Annotated in this window: 11 protein-coding genes and 1 riboswitch; of the genes, 7 read left to right on the top strand and 4 right to left on the bottom strand. The window is 37.9% G+C overall.

The window, feature by feature from the left end:
* Window positions 1-19: 19 nt before the first annotated feature.
* Window positions 20-196: riboswitch (Lysine riboswitch) on the bottom strand.
* A 169-nt stretch (window positions 197-365) separates the two neighbouring features.
* The 7 genes from lysA to PECL_RS00690 are packed head-to-tail and all read left to right on the top strand — an operon-like array spanning window position 366 to window position 7489.
* Window positions 366-1658, top strand: coding sequence for a diaminopimelate decarboxylase (gene lysA, locus PECL_RS00720; RefSeq protein WP_014214673.1), 1293 nt, complete (start codon window positions 366-368; stop codon window positions 1656-1658).
* A 26-nt stretch (window positions 1659-1684) separates the two neighbouring features.
* The gene (dapD, locus tag PECL_RS00715) at window positions 1685-2392 is read left to right on the top strand and encodes a 2,3,4,5-tetrahydropyridine-2,6-dicarboxylate N-acetyltransferase (protein WP_014214672.1); all 708 of its coding nucleotides are present in this window, start codon (window positions 1685-1687) and stop codon (window positions 2390-2392) included.
* Window positions 2393-2406: 14 nt separating this feature from the next.
* On the top strand, window positions 2407-3558 hold the full coding sequence (locus PECL_RS00710) for an N-acetyldiaminopimelate deacetylase (protein WP_014214671.1): 1152 nt from the start codon (window positions 2407-2409) through the stop codon (window positions 3556-3558).
* The gene (gene dapA, locus PECL_RS00705; RefSeq protein ID WP_014214670.1) at window positions 3551-4438 is read left to right on the top strand and encodes a 4-hydroxy-tetrahydrodipicolinate synthase; all 888 of its coding nucleotides are present in this window, start codon (window positions 3551-3553) and stop codon (window positions 4436-4438) included. The genes PECL_RS00710 and dapA overlap by 8 nt, the downstream gene beginning before the upstream one ends.
* Before the next feature lie 9 nt (window positions 4439-4447).
* Window positions 4448-5239 (top strand): 4-hydroxy-tetrahydrodipicolinate reductase, encoded by a 792-nt coding sequence (dapB, locus tag PECL_RS00700; protein WP_014214669.1) that lies wholly within the window; start codon window positions 4448-4450, stop codon window positions 5237-5239.
* An 11-nt stretch (window positions 5240-5250) separates the two neighbouring features.
* Window positions 5251-6450: an aminotransferase class I/II-fold pyridoxal phosphate-dependent enzyme gene (locus PECL_RS00695; RefSeq protein ID WP_014214668.1), complete on the top strand. Its 1200-nt coding sequence runs from the start codon at window positions 5251-5253 to the stop codon at window positions 6448-6450.
* Window positions 6437-7489, top strand: a complete 1053-nt coding sequence (locus PECL_RS00690; RefSeq protein ID WP_014214667.1) for an aspartate-semialdehyde dehydrogenase — start codon at window positions 6437-6439, stop codon at window positions 7487-7489. Before PECL_RS00695 ends, PECL_RS00690 begins: the two co-directional genes overlap by 14 nt.
* Window positions 7490-7591: 102 nt before the next feature.
* Here the strand turns inward: PECL_RS00690 and PECL_RS09685 are convergent, their stop codons facing one another.
* From PECL_RS09685 to PECL_RS00670, 4 genes are all read right to left on the bottom strand, one after another.
* Window positions 7592-8386 carry a class C sortase gene (locus PECL_RS09685; protein ID WP_050899549.1) on the bottom strand — a complete coding sequence of 265 codons (795 nt, stop codon included), beginning with the start codon at window positions 8384-8386 and terminating at the stop codon, window positions 7592-7594.
* Entirely contained in the window at window positions 8386-15075 is a 6690-nt protein-coding gene (locus PECL_RS00680; protein ID WP_014214665.1) for a SpaA isopeptide-forming pilin-related protein, read from the bottom strand. Before PECL_RS00680 ends, PECL_RS09685 begins: the two co-directional genes overlap by 1 nt.
* 319 nt (window positions 15076-15394) lie before the next feature.
* A complete protein-coding gene (locus PECL_RS00675; protein ID WP_014214664.1) occupies window positions 15395-16141 on the bottom strand; it encodes a MurR/RpiR family transcriptional regulator in 747 nt (248 codons plus the stop codon).
* A 43-nt stretch (window positions 16142-16184) separates the two neighbouring features.
* The gene (locus tag PECL_RS00670) at window positions 16185-17627 is read right to left on the bottom strand and encodes a 6-phospho-beta-glucosidase (RefSeq protein WP_014214663.1); all 1443 of its coding nucleotides are present in this window, start codon (window positions 17625-17627) and stop codon (window positions 16185-16187) included.
* Between the last annotated feature and the right edge of the window lie 30 nt (window positions 17628-17657).

Below are 17657 nucleotides of genomic sequence, written 5' to 3'. Positions count from 1 at the left end.
AAAGGCATTATTCATTCAGTTATTGAAAAGCGCTCCGCAAAATAAATCGCGACAGTTCTTGAAATGTTATTCCAAGTCCCAACACTAATGATTGACGTTACACTAGCATTTCGGCGAATCATCCTTTCGCTTAGAGTCATCAAATACGTCGTTCTCGTCTAAGTTACTTTTAATCTCCGCAACCTCTTTTTTAATTTATAGATAATTATACACATCTTTTTCTTCAATGCAAAAAACTTTTTTTAAATTTATTTTGTTCTATTATAGCGCCTGAAACTCGTTCAATTTTTAAGTCTTAGCTCCTTGACGAATCTTTCTACGTAGTATAAGTTTATGACAATTTAATTAGATTGAGAGTTGATACCATGTCTAACCTACCCGTAAATGAAATGGGACACCTAACAATTGGCGGTGTCGATAGCATTAATTTAGCACGAGACTTTGGCACTCCGCTAGTTGCCTATGATATTTCTTACGTCAAAAAACAAATTCAAAAATTCCAACAAACTTTTACCGATGCAAACGTGAAAGGCGTTGTTAGTTACGCCTCAAAAGCTTTTAGTGTTAAAGCAATCTACCAAGTCATTGCAACCCTTGGAGCTCACGCTGATATCGTCTCCGCTGGTGAACTAATGACTGCTATTGCAGCAAATTTTCCTGCCGCTAATTTGAGCTTTCATGGCAATAATAAATCACTTGATGAATTGAATTTAGCGATTAAATACGGCGTTGGCACCATCGTTGTAGATAACTTTCACGAGCTTGAACTATTGGATCAGGTACTAACTGAACAGAATGCTAGTGTTAATATTTTATTACGAGTTACACCTGGGATTTCAGCACATACACATGAATATATTCAGACTGGACAAACTGATAGTAAATTTGGCTTCGATCTTGAATCCGGTCAGGCTGAAAAAGCACTCCAACTCGCTACTCGGAATGACAGAATGAACGTGCGTGGTATCCATGCCCACATTGGTTCTCAAATCTTTGATGTTAACGGTTTTATTTTTGAAACTAAAAAGTTGCTAAGCATTTTAAAAAAATGGCAAATCAATTTAGGATTTAAAGCTTCAATTTTAAACATTGGAGGTGGATTTGGAATTAGGTATACCAATGAAGATAATCCACAAAAACCTGAAGATATGTTGGCAACAATTCTAGAAACTGTTAAAACCGAAACAGATAACTTACAGCTCCCATTACCTGAAGTTTGGATTGAACCTGGTAGGGCAATTGTAGGACCAGCTGGCTATAGTTTATACTCAATTGGATCACGCAAGGACGTCCCGGGTTTAACTTCTTATCTTGCTGTTGATGGGGGTATGGGTGATAACATTAGGCCTGCTCTTTATCAAGCAGACTACACTGCAGTATTAGCAAAAGCGCCTACTCTGGAGCCCGTAGAGCATGTCCATTTGGCAGGTAAATACTGCGAGTCAGGAGATATTCTTATTAATGATTTGTCTTTACCCCAAACGCATTCAGGCGATGTAGTTGTCATGCTTGCAACAGGAGCTTATGGTTACTCAATGGCTAGCAACTATAATCGTAATCCGCGGCCAGCCGTAGTCTTTACAGAAAAAGGAAACTCTAAACTAGTGGTTAAACGTGAAACTTACGGAGATTTAATTCAAAATGATTTGGATTATTAAATTTACAGTTAAAAAGGAGAATATTCATGAGCCAACTCGATGCAGAATCAATTATCAATCAAATTGCAACTTCTAAAAAGCAAACTCCAGTCAAAGCATTTTTGTCCGGATCAAAGCTATACCAATTAGAGATACCATCTTCAATTGAGGCATTCATTGAACAACATTCTGGTGTAATATTTGGTGATTGGAATGACGTGAAAGCATTCCTAAAAAACCCATTAATTGAACACTATCACATAGAAAATACTGCCCGCAATTCAGCTGTACCCCTGCTTGATTTAAAGGAAATAAACGCTCGCATCGAACCCGGAGCAATCATTCGCAACCAAGTCTTAATTGGCGATAACGCCGTCATTATGATGGGAGCAATCATTAACATTGGTGCTGAGATTGGGGACAACACCATGATTGACATGGGAGTTGTTCTTGGTGGACGCGCACTTGTCGGTAAAAATTGCCACATTGGTGCAGGCGCAGTACTAGCTGGTGTGGTTGAGCCTGCTTCAGCTACACCAGTACAAATTGATGATAATGTTTTAGTTGGTGCTAATGCTGTAGTTATTGAAGGGGTTCACGTTGGTGAAGGAGCCGTCGTTGCCGCTGGATCAATCGTCACTAAAGATGTTCCTGCACATTCAGTTGTTGCCGGAGTGCCCGCTCGTGTGGTTAAAATGGTTGATGAACAAACATCCCAAAAAACTGCTTTAGAAGAAGGACTACGTAACTTATAACATAAGGAGTAATCATGTTAAACGAATCAGATTTAATTAGTATCCGTCGTGAATTCCACCAAATTCCAGAATTAGCTCTTCATGAATTTGAAACACATCGTCTACTCGAAAAGAAAATCAAAAAAATGCCTCAACAATTTTTAACGATCCGTGAAATTGGTGAATTGCCAACGGCACTTTTGGTGAAAATAGGTGGAAGTCATCCCAAACGTAACATTGGCTACCGTGCAGACATTGATGCCCTTCCAGTTTCCGAACAGACCGATACTGACTTTCGTTCAAAGCATGAAGGTGTGATGCATGCTTGTGGACATGATTTACATATGACCGTTGCCTTGGGGCTTCTCGACTATTTTGCAAATCATCAACCAATTGATAACTTAATATTCTTTTTCCAACCAGCTGAAGAGAGTGACAATGGTGGGAAATTTGCATATGAATTAGGAATTTTTAATGGTGAATGGAATGTTGATGAATTCTACGGTCTCCATGATAATCCTGACCTTCCCTCTGGAGCAATTGGTTGTCGAAATGGAACACTATTCGCAGGAACAACTGAAGTTAATATCACTCTAACCGGCAAAAGTGGGCACGCTGCATATCCACAAAACTCCAATGACATGGTCGTCGCTGCGGCGTACCTAATTACACAACTTCAAACAATCGTTTCACGTAACGTTGACCCTATTGAAGGTGGAGTTCTCACGCTAGGAAAAATAACCGCCGGAACCATCCGAAACGTTATTGCTGGAACCGCTCGAATAGAAGGAACTATTCGTGGTCTTACCCAAAAGATGATTCTTCATATCCAAAAAAGAGTTCGCGAAGTATGTATTGGAATATCGCTCTCTTTTGATTGTGACGTTAATGTCGAACTAAACCAGGGTGGTTATCTTCCAGTTGAAAACGATCCAACACTAACAACTAATTTCATTAGTTACATGCAGAATGCGAATAATGTTCAATTTATTAAAACAGAACCCGCAATGACTGGTGAAGACTTTGGGTACTTACTAAGCAAGATCCCCGGCACTATGTTTTGGTTGGGGGTAGATTCTCTTGCCCCACTCCATTCAGATTTATTTGATCCAAACGAAAGTGCCATTTGGACAGGTATTCAAGCAATTACAGGATTTTTAAATGAAAGGATGACTCAAAATGTTTAACACCGCTGACTTAATAACGGCGCTCATAACCCCATTTGATGAGCAAGGAAAAATTAATTTTAATAGTTTAGAGCGTTTATCGGACCACTTGCTAAATACTGGTTCCACTGGTTTTTTAATTGGAGGAACAACTGGAGAGACTCCCACTTTAAACCATGATGAAAAATTAGCGCTGTACACCAAATTCAGCGAATTTATCAACGACAGAGTTCCCATTATTGCTGGAACTGGTTCAAACAATACAGCTGAGACAATTAAATTCACGAGTGAAGTAGCTAAAATAAAGGGGATTAATGCCGCTTTGGTGGTTGTTCCCTATTACAGTAAGCCTAACCAACGAGGCATGATTGCTCATTTTAAGGCTGTAGCTGCTGCTTCATCCTTGCCAATCCTCATCTATAATATTCCCGGACGAACCGGCGTGGTAATGGAAAATGAAACGGTTGTTGAACTTTCAAAGGATGCTAATATTATTGGTATTAAACAATGCACAAATCTTAATGACATTGCATACCTAGTTGAAAATACTTCCGACGATTTTTTGGTTTATACAGGAGAAGATGCCCAAACTATTAGTGCACAAGCTCTTGGCGCAACAGGAACTATCTCGGTCGCTAGTCATATCTACGGAAATAAAATGCGTGAAATGCTTACTAATTTTTATGCTGGTAATCATGATGTTGCTGCCAAAATACAACGCGAACTAATCCCAAAGATGTCAGCTTTATTTATGTATCCCTCACCTTCTCCAGTCAAGGCAGTCTTAAATGCAACTGGATTTAAAGTAGGTGGCACACGCCTTCCAATTCTTCCCTTAAATGCAGATGAGGAAGCAAAATTATCAACGGCACTAAACGTCTCAAATTTAAGTGAATTATAGGAGATTATCATGTCAGAAAATATAAAATACTCAGTTGTAGTTTCGGGATTTAAGGGAGCAATGGGACAGTATACAGTCCAGATGGTTCGAAACAATCCTGATCTTGAATTAGTCGGTGTCTATTCCCCCCATCTGTCTTCCACTGATCCAACAACCTTCGGACTTGAAAAGAATATTATTGTGGCTAACGAGGCCACTCAATTACCTAAAGCTGATATTTGGATAGATTTCAGCGTGCCAAGTTCCGTATTTGAAAACGTAAAATTTGCAATTAAACATGGCTATCATCCGGTTGTTGGGACTACCGGACTACAAGATTCACAGGTTGATAAACTACACGTGCTAGCTAAAGAGCAATCGCTTGGTGGACTGATTGCACCTAACTTTGGTTTATCTGCTGTCCTTTTAATGCAATTCGCTCAACAGGCTGCCAGGTACTTCCCAGATGCAGAAATCATTGAAATGCATCATCAAGGAAAAAAAGACGCCCCCTCAGGTACAGCAATTAATACCGCTAAAAAGATTTCCAAGGCTCGCTCACAAAAAGCCACAGAATCAATGGAGAATTCCAATGCCAAATTTGCTCGTGGTCTTATCGTAGATGGTGTGCCTGTACATGCAGTCCGATTGCCCGGATACGTTGCCCATGAACAAGTTTTATTTGGTGGAGAGGGTGAAGCGTTAACCATCCGCCAAGACTCTTTTGATAGGAAATCATTCATGTCCGGCGTAGCACTTGCATGTAAAAAAGTAACTCAATTATCTGAATTAGTAGTCGGACTTGAAAATATTCTAGATTAGGACGTGGATTAATGCCTGAATTAAAAAAATCATTACATAGTAAAACTCGAAAATCTTTATCACAAATCGGACGTTCTGCCATTCGCCAATTTGATCAAGAGGTCTCCTCAATTCCAGGAATCCTAAAATTGACACTTGGAGAACCAGACCTGGATACACCCGACCATATCAAAGATGCTCTAATCTCTGCAGTCCAACAAAATCAGTCACATTATGCTGCAGCCGCTGGCAATATTGAACTTCGAACCGCCATAAGTAATTATCTTAAAAAAGTGAATAAGATAAAATATAATCCTAACTCTGAAATTATCGTTACAGTTGGAGCGACTGAAGCAATTTATAGCAGTATGACATCTCTCTTAGAATCTGGTGATGGTGTTATTATTCCTACTCCTGCATTTCCTTTATATTCGGCAGTAGCCATTGTCAACGACGCAGTACCCATCGAGGTTGACACTTCAAATACCGACTTTGTATTAACACCAGATGTGTTAGAAGACGCTCTTCAGCATAATCCTAATACGAAAATGGTGGTGCTTAACTATCCTACTAACCCAACAGGCGTAACTTACTCTAGGCAACAACTTGCAGCACTTGCAAAAGTTTTGAAAAAATACAGCGTCTTTGTCTTAGTTGACGAAATATATTGTGAATTAAACTTTGGTGCCGAACATGCTTCAATTACAGAATTTATACCTGATCAAACTATTCTAATTAATGGTGTTTCGAAATCTTACGCAATGACTGGTTATCGCGTTGGTTACCTAGCAGCCCCTAAGCAAGTTGTTACTAACATTTTAAAATTACATGGATTTGCAGTTACGACTGTTCCTACAACAATTATGGTTGCGGCCACTGAAGCAATTGAACACGGAGATGCTGATATCATTAGAATGAAACAAATTTATTCAAAGCGTCGTGATTATATTGTCACGGAATTTAAAAAGATGGGATTTAGCCTGGCCAGTCCACAAGGAGCTTTTTACCTTTTTGCTAAAATTCCGGATGGCTTTCCACAAAATTCACGAACATTTGCTGTTGATTTAGCACAAAACGGGAAACTTGCTCTGGTACCGGGAGTGGTTTTTGGACCAGGAGGGGAAGGATACGTACGTCTCTCTTACGCTGCTTCAATGGATCACCTAAAAGAAGCTGTTAGCCGCATGCACACTTATCTTAATAACTGGAGGAAAAATAATGAAAGCAATTAATGTTGCAATTCTAGGTACCACCGGAGCCGTGGGCACTCGTATGCTAGAACAACTGGAACAATCGAATATTGAGGTAGCCAATTTAAAGCTGCTAGCATCTGCTCGTTCAGCAGGAAAGCAGCTAATTTTTCACGATAATCCCGTCACAATCGAAGAAGCAACTAAAGATTCCTTCCATGGCATAGATCTCGTCCTATCATCTGCTGGTGGTTCCGTTTCCAAAGAGTTATTACCGGCTGCTGTCGAATCTGGTGCGGTTTGTGTTGATAATACTAGCTATTTCAGAATGGATCCCAACGTACCTCTAGTTGTTCCAGAGGTAAATCCCGAAGATCTTAGCTGGCATCATGGAATTATAGCCAATCCAAATTGCAGTACAATTCAAATGCTTGTAGCACTCGCCCCTCTCGATCGGACCTTTGGGTTAAAACAAGTTATCGTATCAACATACCAAGCTGCTTCTGGTGCCGGACAAATGGCATGGAATGAGCTTTTGAATGAAGCTCAACAGCACTTAAATGGCGAAAAAGAAACAGCAAGCATCTTACCAGTTAGCGGCGAAAAAAGGCATTATCCCTTAGCCTTTAACTTGCTCCCTCAAATTGACGTTTTTGAAGACGACGGCTATACCCATGAGGAATGGAAAATGATTCATGAAACGAAAAAAATCTTGCGCCATGATATGGATAATTCAGATTTAAAAGTCACTGCAACCTGCGTACGAGTTCCTGTTCCAGTTGGTCATGGTGAATCCATTTATATTGAATTAGAAAAAAATCCTTCTGTTTCTAATGTTCAATCTGTACTGGAATCCGCCGAAGGAGTTGTTTTAGAAGATAACCCTAGAAAACAGCTCTATCCGCAACCAATAAACGCGGTTGGTAAACGTGATACCTTCGTTGGTAGAATTCGAGAGGATACTGAAAATCCTGGTAGTTACAATCTGTGGGTTGTCTCAGATAATCTATTAAAAGGGGCCGCCTGGAACGCAGTTCAGATTGCTGAAGAATTGGTTAAACGAGATCTGTTACATGTTTAAATACCAACAATTAATTTAAAATATTTTCATTTTTGAATTTAATTTTTGAAGCAACTAAAAAAGGCTTGTAAATCCATTTTACGCGGATTTACAAGCCTTTTTCTAAACTCTTTCTCCTGATACAAGGAGACGATATTTACTACTGTTCAATGGATGACATGTTAGAAGAGTAACAACTTCTTTATCTGGTTTAATTTCCCCGATGTTTGGATCAGTCGGTTTAACAATCCTTTGCCCATTAACACGGTAGTTGTATGTTCCACCACGATAGTTAATCGTAAAGCGATCACCAGATTCCAACTGATTAATTTTTTGAAACATGAATGCTCCATAGTATCCGCGATGACCTGCAATGATAGATAATGTTCCGATCCCATCACCTGGGGCACTTGTATCGGGGAGAATTCCTGCACCATTGCTTAAGCTATTAGCGCTTGTGTCATCAAACAGTGGCAAATTAATGTTTATCTTCGGAATCATAATTTTACCTGCCAAATTGTGATTAGAACTATTTAATGGCGATTTGGCTTTAGATATAAAATCTAACGGAGTTGTCTCAAGGTTTTCAGCCGTTTCCTTTCTTTCTGAGTGCTCTGTTTTTTTATTAGTAGCGTCGTCATCCGATTCAACGTCTGTTGTAAAAATATCGTCAATGATTTTTGATTGTGACGCATTACTTTGAACAGCTATATCAGAAGTAGAATTCTTGGATTTATCTTTTTCTTGTTCATCCTTTTTACGTGTGTCACGGCTTCTCCGACTATAATGACCCTGTTCAGCTTGCCTGATTAAATCATCCATTTGTCGGTCCTTAATATATCTAAATATCATCGTGCTCGACATTAACAGTATTCCGATCGCAATCATCATGCTAATCAAGATCTTATAGCCTTTCATTAGAGTCTACCCCTCTTCTTTAGTAACCAAATTCCAAGTAGCACTAACGCGCCACCCAGCAGTGTAATGATCATCATCCAAGGACTACCAGTTGTTGGAATAGAAGGATTTTTAACTGGCTTAACTTCATCATCGTCACTTACTGTTGGATCAGGATGCCCTCCGCCATCGGTCCAGTCGATCTTAGCTTCATTCCTCAAAGGTTTATCTCCATCAAGAGCAACTACTTTAGTCTTGATTTCCCAATTAACTGTTACAGTGCCTTTAAATCCAGCACTCTTGATTGCATTGACCAATACATCCTTTCCACCAGTGAAATCCGCGCTGAGTAAGTTAACTGTTACCTTGTTTTTGTCTTCCAAAAGTTGGTAATCGCTATTATCTAGCTTAACTTCACTTGTACTTCCATCAGCCTTCTGAATTGTCAGGCTAACATCTGATCCGGCATGTCTAAGATTAGAATTTAATTGGTCACTTATATTAAATTCTTTAAAACTTGCAAATGAACTTGGTAATGTTGTTTGGATATCCCAGGAAATTGTATCACCGATCTGAGCATGGCTCTGTTGAGCTTTTTTAGAAACAGCGCTTAACCAATTTCGATAATCAATTTCGTTATCACCATTAACCTTGATTGCATCATCACCGTTTTTAATGGTAACTTTTCCATCATTGTCTACGGTCACTTGATATGGTTTGTGGTTTACCGTCATACCATCGCCAGTGCTTGTTTCTAACAGGATATAATCGCCAGCAACCACATTATCCCAAACAAATTTTTCTTTAGAATCTACAACTTTTCCAGATTCAGCATGTTTCAACTGGAATGAAGCATCTGTTGTTTCTTTACCGTTAGCGTCAAATTTATTTAACTTGATGTTTTTAGCTAACTGATTGTATACATCAAAACTAATGTTAGTAACGTCGTTATTATCAGTAATCTTTACATTTTCGGCCTTATCAACCGTTACTTTACCCTTTGCATCAACTTTAATATTGACTGGGTCACGTAACAGGCTGTAACCGTCTGGTGCTTTAGTTTCTGTTAACACGTATGATGAATCGGCTTTCAATCCTGAAGCCTGGAAGTTTCCATCTGATTCTTTCAGCTCAACTGCATTACCTTCTGAATCTTTTAGTTCAAATTCCGCTCCTTTAAGAGTTTCTTTGCCATTCTCATCCTTCTTCGTGAAGTTTAATTCAAAGTCGTTAACGTCGTTAACGATGTTAACCGAGTTTTCTGTGTTTTCCTTAAAATCAACATTCTTGGTAATCGCTTCGGTATTAACAGAACCATCTTCGTTAACAGTTACTTTGAATTTACTATTCACACCATGATGTCGGTCTGGTGCTTTAGTTTCTTCTAAAGTATATTCACCGACATCAAGTTCTTTCCAGACAAACTTAGAATCTGTACTTGAACCATCCTTTTCGATTGTTTTACCCTCACTATCCGTTAACTTAAATTCGGCACCGGCTAATGATTCACCTTTAGCGTCTACTTTGTTAACTTCGTAGTCAAAGTGATGTTGGACATGTTTATTTATAATCGTGTGATTATCAACTAACGTTTCCGCGTAATTATTTGGAACATCATTTTCAATGACACGGTATTGATAAGTTTGTCCGGCATTATTTTCTTTTGGTAGATCTGTAAATTCAAATTCCCAGATATGTTCATCTAAATCTACATTTTCAGCATCAATGTCTTGTGTCTTGTAGTTTTCCCAATCAGCGTCATCTGAAAGTCGACGTTGTAATTGAACCTCTAGGTCCTCAGGACGTTCTCCATACTTATTATTATCATCGTCCCATTGCTTAGTTCCCTTAAACGTGATGTTTTCAACTAACTGGTTGTATACATCAAAACTAATGTTAGTAACGTCTTTATTATCAGTAATCTTTACATTCTCAGCCTTATCAACCGTTACTTTACCATTTGCATCAACCTTAATATCTACTGGGTCGCGTAACAGGCTGTAACCGTCTGGTGCTTTAGTTTCTGTTAACACGTATGATGAATCGGCTTTCAATCCTGTGGCCTGGAAGTTTCCATCTGATTCTTTCAGCTCAACTGCATTACCTTCTGAATCTTTTAGTTCAAATTCTGCTCCTTTAAGGGTTTCTTTGCCGTTCTCATCCTTCTTCGTGAAGTTTAATTCAAAGTCGTTAACGTTATTGACGACATTAACCGCGTTTTCTGTATTTTCTTTAAAATCAACATTCTTGGTAATCGCTTCGGTATTAACAGAACCATCCTTGTTAACCGTTACTTTGAATTTACTATTCACACCATGATGTTGGTCTGGTGACTTAGTTTCTTCTAAGGTATATGTGCCAACCTTGAGACCTTTCCAGATAAACTTAGAACCTGTGCTAGATGAATCAAGCTCAACCATTTTACCGCTGCTATCAGTTAACTCGAATTCGGCACCTTTTAATGCTTCACCATTTACATCCACCTTGTTAACTTCATAATCGAAATGGATGTGACGATTTTCGATTGTTGAGTTATCAAGTAGAATTTCATCGTAATTATCTGGAATACTTGTTTCTTTTACTCGATATTCATATTTTTGACCTTCTGTATTTTCAGTAGGTACTCCAGTAAACTTGAAATTCCAAACATTTTCATCTAAGTCTTCATTTTCAACGTCAATTTCTTGTGTTCTATAATCATTCCAAGTCTCACTTCCAACAACTCTTTGTTGCAATTGGATTGTTAGCTTATCAGGGCGATCACCATATTTATCACTGTCATCAACCCACTTTTTAGAACCTTCAAAATCAATCGTATCAACGTTTTTATTCTTTACATTAAAGTTAATCGTTGAGGTTTTATCTTTATCAGTTACCGTAACATTTTCAGCATCTTTCACCGTAACTTTACCATCAGCTCCAATTTGGATTCGAATTGGGTCACGTAACACTGAATGTCCGGATGGTGCTTTCGTTTCAGTTAACTCATAGGTTTTACCCGCTTCCAAATTCGTAGCTTCAAATTCACTTCCAACCTCTCCAAATCCTTCAAGGTCTTCAGTGTAATCTCCATCAACATCGCGAATTGTAAATTTAGCACCACTTAATGGTGTTTCCCCATCTTCATCAACTTTAGCAAAGTTCAATTTAAAGTCATTCACATCATTAATAATTTGTGCTGAACCATCTTTTGCTTCCTTAACTTCAGCATCTTTAGTTATTGGAGTTGTATTAATGGTTCCATCATTATGAACAACTACTTCATACTTATTATTCTTACCATGATGTTGGTCTGGTGATTTTGTTTCCTCAAGGGTGTACTTGCCAGGTGCTAAGTTATTCCAGATAAACTTAACGTTTGTGCTGTCGTCACTTAATTTAACTTCATTATCGTCATTATCAACTAAAATAAATTCTGCACCTTCTAATGCATTACCATTGGAATCGACTTTATTAACTTCATAGTTGTAATCTTTAATCGTATTAACAATGTCGTATTCCTTTTCACCCTCACTAGCGTCATATCCTTCTGGTGTATCTACTTCAACAACTCGATACATCCATTCTGTTTTGTGGGTTTCATCGGTATATTGCGGAAGCCCTACAAAGTAGTATTCCCAGTTTTCTTTTTCAGACGTTTCTTTACGTTCATTTTCAACATTTTCCCAATCTTCTGAGTCTGAAGCTCTTCTTTGTAATTGAACTTCAATTGATTCAGGCCGTTCATCACTTTGGTTATTGTTGTCTTTCCAAATTTTTTCACCTGATACATCAACTTTTTCTTTTTCAGTATTCATGATATCAAAACTAATTTTCTGGTCTTCTTGGTTATAATTAATAACCGGATTAAATGCTCCTTCACTTGTATCAGAGTATTCAACTGTAATTTCACCGTCTTTATTAATTTCGATATTGATTGGTGCAATCGTATGAAGGTCTTCGTTTGGCTTTTTAGTTTCGGATAAAGTGTATTTGCCCGGTTTAAGTTCTTTAGCCGAGAACGTTGCACCATTAACCGTTAAGTCAACTGGTTGTTTATCATCTGAATTCTTCAATTCAAATTTAGCACCCTCGAGATCCTCTTCTTTTTTATCAACTTTGGTAAAGCTCAATTCAAAATCTTTCAGTGTATTTTTAACTTTAATTGGGTCAGTATCTGTAACTGTCTCTTTATCAGTTACATTGGTAATTGTCCATTCGCCTTTTCTGCCGTCCCATTCCGTCTTCACCAGAATTTCTTTATCAACTTTTTCAAATCCTTCTGGTGGATCTGCTTCTTTAATGAGATAGTAACCTTCATCAAGATCTGTAAATTTCAATTTACCATCTTTGGTTGTAACTGTGGCAATTGAAGAACCTGGGTTACCATTTTCATCACTCTTGAAGATTTCAAACTTAGCAGTATTATGAATTAAGTCATTATCTTCATCAATTTTCCAAAGCGGAATTTCTGCATCTTTAGGACTAGTTTTCCCAATTCGAACAGATGGAATTCCAAAGTTAGCAGATTGTTTATTATCTCCAGCAGGATCTAACGTGGTTTCTCCGTTAGCTTGAATAAACTCACCATTTGGAGCATCATCGTTAATTTTGATCTCATAGGAAATCTGAACTTCTTCACCTTTTCCAAGGGTAATTCCACTAACACTAACATGGTTGTTGTTAACACTTGCGTTGATTGGTTCCTTAATTTCACTTTCAGTTTGACCGCTATGCGAAATAACCTTTACACTACCCGAACCTTCCACAGCAGTTATACCTTTTCCCATTGGATCGGTAATTGTGGCGTTTGAAACTGTTCGAACTAATCCACGAGCGATATTGGCAAATGCTTCGTTCATAGCAGTTGCATCTGCGGCCTTATAAAAGTTATCTCCACTAGCTATATTGCGCATCGTATATTCTGCTTCAGCTGCATTCGTATCAAACATTACACTATACATGTTTGTATCAGTCTGCATTTGAATAGCCTGGGAAACTGTTGAAAATGAATTCGTTGATACTTTATATTTAGAATCATCATTTGTTGTATATGGTGTTAAATTGGTATCGCTAACAGTGTTATTTCCAGACGTATTAAATGTTGGTTGATCTCCCCATGCAACACCACGCCGCTGAGTATTGTTATTTGCAGGTTTAAATTCTTCTACATTATGTCCATATGATTGGATTGCGCCACCATTTGGAACAGTTTCTGTTGTTTTAAGACTACGAGTTGGCTCACCGTCACTCATCACAATCATGTTTTTTTGAGCATCGTTGTCACCTTCCCCTAACATGGTATAAGCCTTTCGCATTCCATCTTGAGTAAAAGTATATTGCCCGCCAGCGTAAGATAGTGAGCTTATTGACTCTCTTAAAGTCTCTAAATTACCACTTGAATAGGATGTCAAAGACCCCATTGACGATGCAGTTGTTCCATACTTCACAAGTCCAATTTTAACTGCCTCACGTGCATCTTGGTCTTTCCAAACAGTATCAATAAATTTATTAGCAGCATCTTTTAATTGTCTAATTTTAGTTGTATTCATACTTGTAGATACATCAAGTACTAATACAACCTCAATTTTAGGCAACGGAGCGTAATCATTACCACGCACATTTAGATTAACTTTATAAGTATCTTCCTTATCTGTTGGTTCAAGATACTTCTTTAACCAAAATGCCTTTTCATTACCTTGATCACCATTCATACCATATCCTAAGTAATTAAATGGAGTTGCCCCTTCAACTTCATTATTTTCCTCAACCTTTGTATTTCCAATGTAGTTTCGATAATTAGCGTCTTTATCAGCTTTACTACTATCATCAGTATCTACTTCATTCCAATATTTTGTAGGATATTTTCCAGAATCATCAGTTGTATACCCATCTTTAGTTGGGTCAGTCCAACTTCCAATGTTTCCAGCCAATGCACTGATTGATTTAGTTCCGCCAATCCGTGGTACCGTATAAGTAGTAGGACCAGCTTTTTCTAAATCTTCATCGTCTTTTTTGTCTGAATCTTTCTCTGAGTCTTTATCCGCATCTTCCTCAGAATCGTTTTTCTTGGACTCTTCCTTTGAAGATTGCTGTTTATCCGAATCGGCGTCCGCATCGTCATCTTCAAGCGAAGATGACGACTTAGCTGCCGAACTACTAGATGAAGTCTTGTGCTCCCTACTACTACTTGAAGATTGTTTGTTAGTAGTATTATTTGTTGTATCAGCTGCTTTAGGAATCATCACCGTCATATCATATTCCTTTTGCTGATTAATTTTACGACTTTTATCCATTAAAAGCGGTTTCAATTTTAACGTCGCTTTTTCTGCATTTTCATCGTTCAAATACGTTACAAAAGTCATATCCAGTTTACGCTCTGATTCTGAGTCTAAGATATATTGATTATTAGCCGCAATTTCCTTTGAAATGCCATTAATTTTCAATCCGGACATTTTCTTTAAATTTGCGTCTGAATCATCAAATTCCAATCCCAGCTGATCTTCATCCGTTTTCTTTTCTGCGTCAACATCCCATATGATCTGTTTCTTTTCCATATCAACACGAGCCTTCGCAGAAATTTTAAGTTGTTCATCATCAACCAGTTCAAATTCTGTAACTGTATCATCGGCACGTGTCACAGAATTGAACGCATCAACTTGCACAACCTGCGTTCCTATAAAAGCAACAATTATAATTCGATAGATTATTACCAGGTACTTATTACTCATGGTTTCATCTCCTTCAGTTATAAAAGTTACCCCTCCAAAATTACAGCTTAATTCTATCATAGTAACGAATAGTATCCATAACAATATGATTATACTTACTTTTAGTAAACACCGTTAACTTATACTGCTAAAACCACCGTATAACAAAGGATCAGGAAGTTAGTTTCAAATAAGTCTAATTTATGTTTTATAAGATCTAAGTATATTCACTTTATTTTCTTATTATATTCATATTTGAAACAATAAAATATAAATCATCAAACAATAAAAAAACTAGTCTACAAACTCAAAGGAGTTTCTAAACTAGTCCAGCTAATTATTAATCACTATTTTTTTCTATCAATAAATCATGGGTCATCTTCCCAATTCGTTCCAAAATATAAACAACTGGAACCTGAGATGTTAAATTTAGATCATCAGTTTTAACCTCAGGAATATCATATGTTATTGTCGTATCCGCTAGTTGAGCCAATGTGGAAGAAACATCAGACGTGATAACCATTGTTTGTGCATTACTTTCTTGATAAAAACGAGCCTGATCCAAAACCTGGGATGTTTCTCCTGATACTGATAAAAATATTATCAAAGTATCGGAATAATCACGCTTAGCAATCGGCTTTGGTTGGAAAGGATCATTGATGGTTAACGTATATATTCCATAATTAGCAAGCATTCTTGCACCATACTGCGCTAAACTTCCACTAGTTCCAAGTCCAAAAAGCAAACATATATCAGCTGAAGCTAACTTACGTGCCGCCTGCTCAAGCATTGCAACATATGGTTCCTGAATAGCCTGATCTAAAAATAAATTAATTGGTTCTAGATCTTGATCAATAACCGTGGTTTCACGTTCTTCATGGTTATGTCGCAACGCATATTTAAAATCTGAAAAACCATCAAACCCCATTTTTTTCAAAAAACGTAAAATCGTAGTTGATGAAACGTGACTTTCGTTTGAAAGTTCACGAATTGTCATGCCCTGAACTTCATTAATATGCGCAATAATGTATTTATACACACAAAGTTCAAGTTGATTTAAGGTTTGTACTTTTTCGTAATCAAACATCAACCGCGTTCCTTCCCCATGAATTAATTATATTATTAGTATGCTATAGTTCTGCACCGTTTGTTTTAATAACATTTTGATACCACGCAAATGAATCTTTCTTTGATCGTTCCAAACTTCCATGTCCTAAATCATCTTCATCGACATAGATAAAACCGTAGCGCTTGGCCATTTCCCCAGTACTTGCTGAAACTAAATCAATGCATCCCCAAGGTGTGTATCCGATTAAGTCAACTCCATCGAGGGCAACAGCTTTTTCCATTTCTAAAATGTGATCATGGAAATATTTAACACGGTAATCATCATGAACGCTACCGTCATTCTCTTTTTTATCGTAAGCGCCAAAGCCATTTTCAACAATAAATAATGGCTTATGCCAACGATCATTCATCCAGTTCATAGAGTAACGTAATCCAACTGGATCAATCTGCCAGCCCCAGTCTGATTTCTCAACATATGGATTATCAACTAAATCCTTCGACTCTGTATAAACATAATCCGGGTTATCATCAGTTGCCTTAGTTGTAAAAGACATATAGTAACTAAATCCAACGTAATCAACTCGTCCATCCATCAAAGTTTTACGATCTTCATCAGTTACATCGACATGAATATTATTGCGTTCCCAATACTTTGGTAACCAACTTGGGTATTCACCATTTGCCTGAACATCTCCAAACCAGTACCGAGTTTGCATAGCGCGTTCTGCCATCATAATATCCTTTGGATTAGCTGTTAAAGGATAAATAGGACACATTGCAATCATTGCACCAATTTGATATTCAGGATCAATTTGATGTCCCAGTTGAACCACCTTGGCACTCGCGACTACTTCGTTATGGGCTGCTTGGTACATCATTTCTTCCATTCCTGGGGTACCTTCTTCGACCTTAATAGCCGAATCCTGTAGCAAATGATGTGGGCTATCCCATGTTGTTTGGTTATTAATTTCATTGAAGGTCATCCAGTATTTAACTTTACCTTTGTATCGCTTAAACACTGTTTCGGCAAACTTAGTAAAGAAGCCAATCAACTTTTTGTTTGTCCAGCCACCATACTCAGTTACTAAATGATATGGCATTTCAAAGTGTGACAGAGTAATAACTGGTTGAATATCATGCTTCAACAAATCATCAAACAAGTCATCATAGAATTTTAAGCCGGCTTCGTTTGGTTCATCCTCATCGCCATTTGGAAAAATTCGTGTCCATGCAATTGAAGTTCTGAAACATTTAAAGCCAAGTTCCGCAAACAGTTCAACATCACCAGGATAACGGTGATAGAAGTCAATTCCCCAATGGTTAGGGTATACTTCTCCTTGCTTTACTCCATCAGTTACACGGCGTGGGTGGTCTTTATCACCAGATGTCATTACATCAGCAATGCTAACTCCTTTACCGCCTTCCTGCCAGCCGCCTTCCAACTGGTGTGCTGCTACTGCTCCACCCCAAAGAAATCCTTCGGGCATTTTGTATTGTTCAGTCATATCTTCACTCCTAAATTTACTCTTTAAGTT

Origin of the sequence: Pediococcus claussenii ATCC BAA-344, from assembly GCF_000237995.1 — a bacterium.
Classification (GTDB): Bacteria; Bacillota; Bacilli; order Lactobacillales; family Lactobacillaceae; genus Pediococcus; species Pediococcus claussenii.
This window is presented reverse-complemented; position numbering and strand designations above follow the sequence as displayed.

What these genes read in the sequence shown, in the direction of transcription:
- lysA (WP_014214673.1), top strand. Translation starts at nt 366, where the DNA reads ATGTCTAACCTACCCGTAAATGAAATGGGACACCTAACAATTGGCGGT.
- dapD (WP_014214672.1), top strand. Translation starts at nt 1,685, where the DNA reads ATGAGCCAACTCGATGCAGAATCAATTATCAATCAAATTGCAACTTCT.
- PECL_RS00710 (WP_014214671.1), top strand. Translation starts at nt 2,407, where the DNA reads ATGTTAAACGAATCAGATTTAATTAGTATCCGTCGTGAATTCCACCAA.
- dapA (WP_014214670.1), top strand. Translation starts at nt 3,551, where the DNA reads ATGTTTAACACCGCTGACTTAATAACGGCGCTCATAACCCCATTTGAT.
- dapB (WP_014214669.1), top strand. Translation starts at nt 4,448, where the DNA reads ATGTCAGAAAATATAAAATACTCAGTTGTAGTTTCGGGATTTAAGGGA.
- PECL_RS00695 (WP_014214668.1), top strand. Translation starts at nt 5,251, where the DNA reads ATGCCTGAATTAAAAAAATCATTACATAGTAAAACTCGAAAATCTTTA.
- PECL_RS00690 (WP_014214667.1), top strand. Translation starts at nt 6,437, where the DNA reads ATGAAAGCAATTAATGTTGCAATTCTAGGTACCACCGGAGCCGTGGGC.
- PECL_RS09685 (WP_050899549.1), bottom strand. Translation starts at nt 8,386, where the DNA reads ATGAAAGGCTATAAGATCTTGATTAGCATGATGATTGCGATCGGAATA.
- PECL_RS00680 (WP_014214665.1), bottom strand. Translation starts at nt 15,075, where the DNA reads ATGAGTAATAAGTACCTGGTAATAATCTATCGAATTATAATTGTTGCT.
- PECL_RS00675 (WP_014214664.1), bottom strand. Translation starts at nt 16,141, where the DNA reads ATGTTTGATTACGAAAAAGTACAAACCTTAAATCAACTTGAACTTTGT.
- PECL_RS00670 (WP_014214663.1), bottom strand. Translation starts at nt 17,627, where the DNA reads ATGACTGAACAATACAAAATGCCCGAAGGATTTCTTTGGGGTGGAGCA.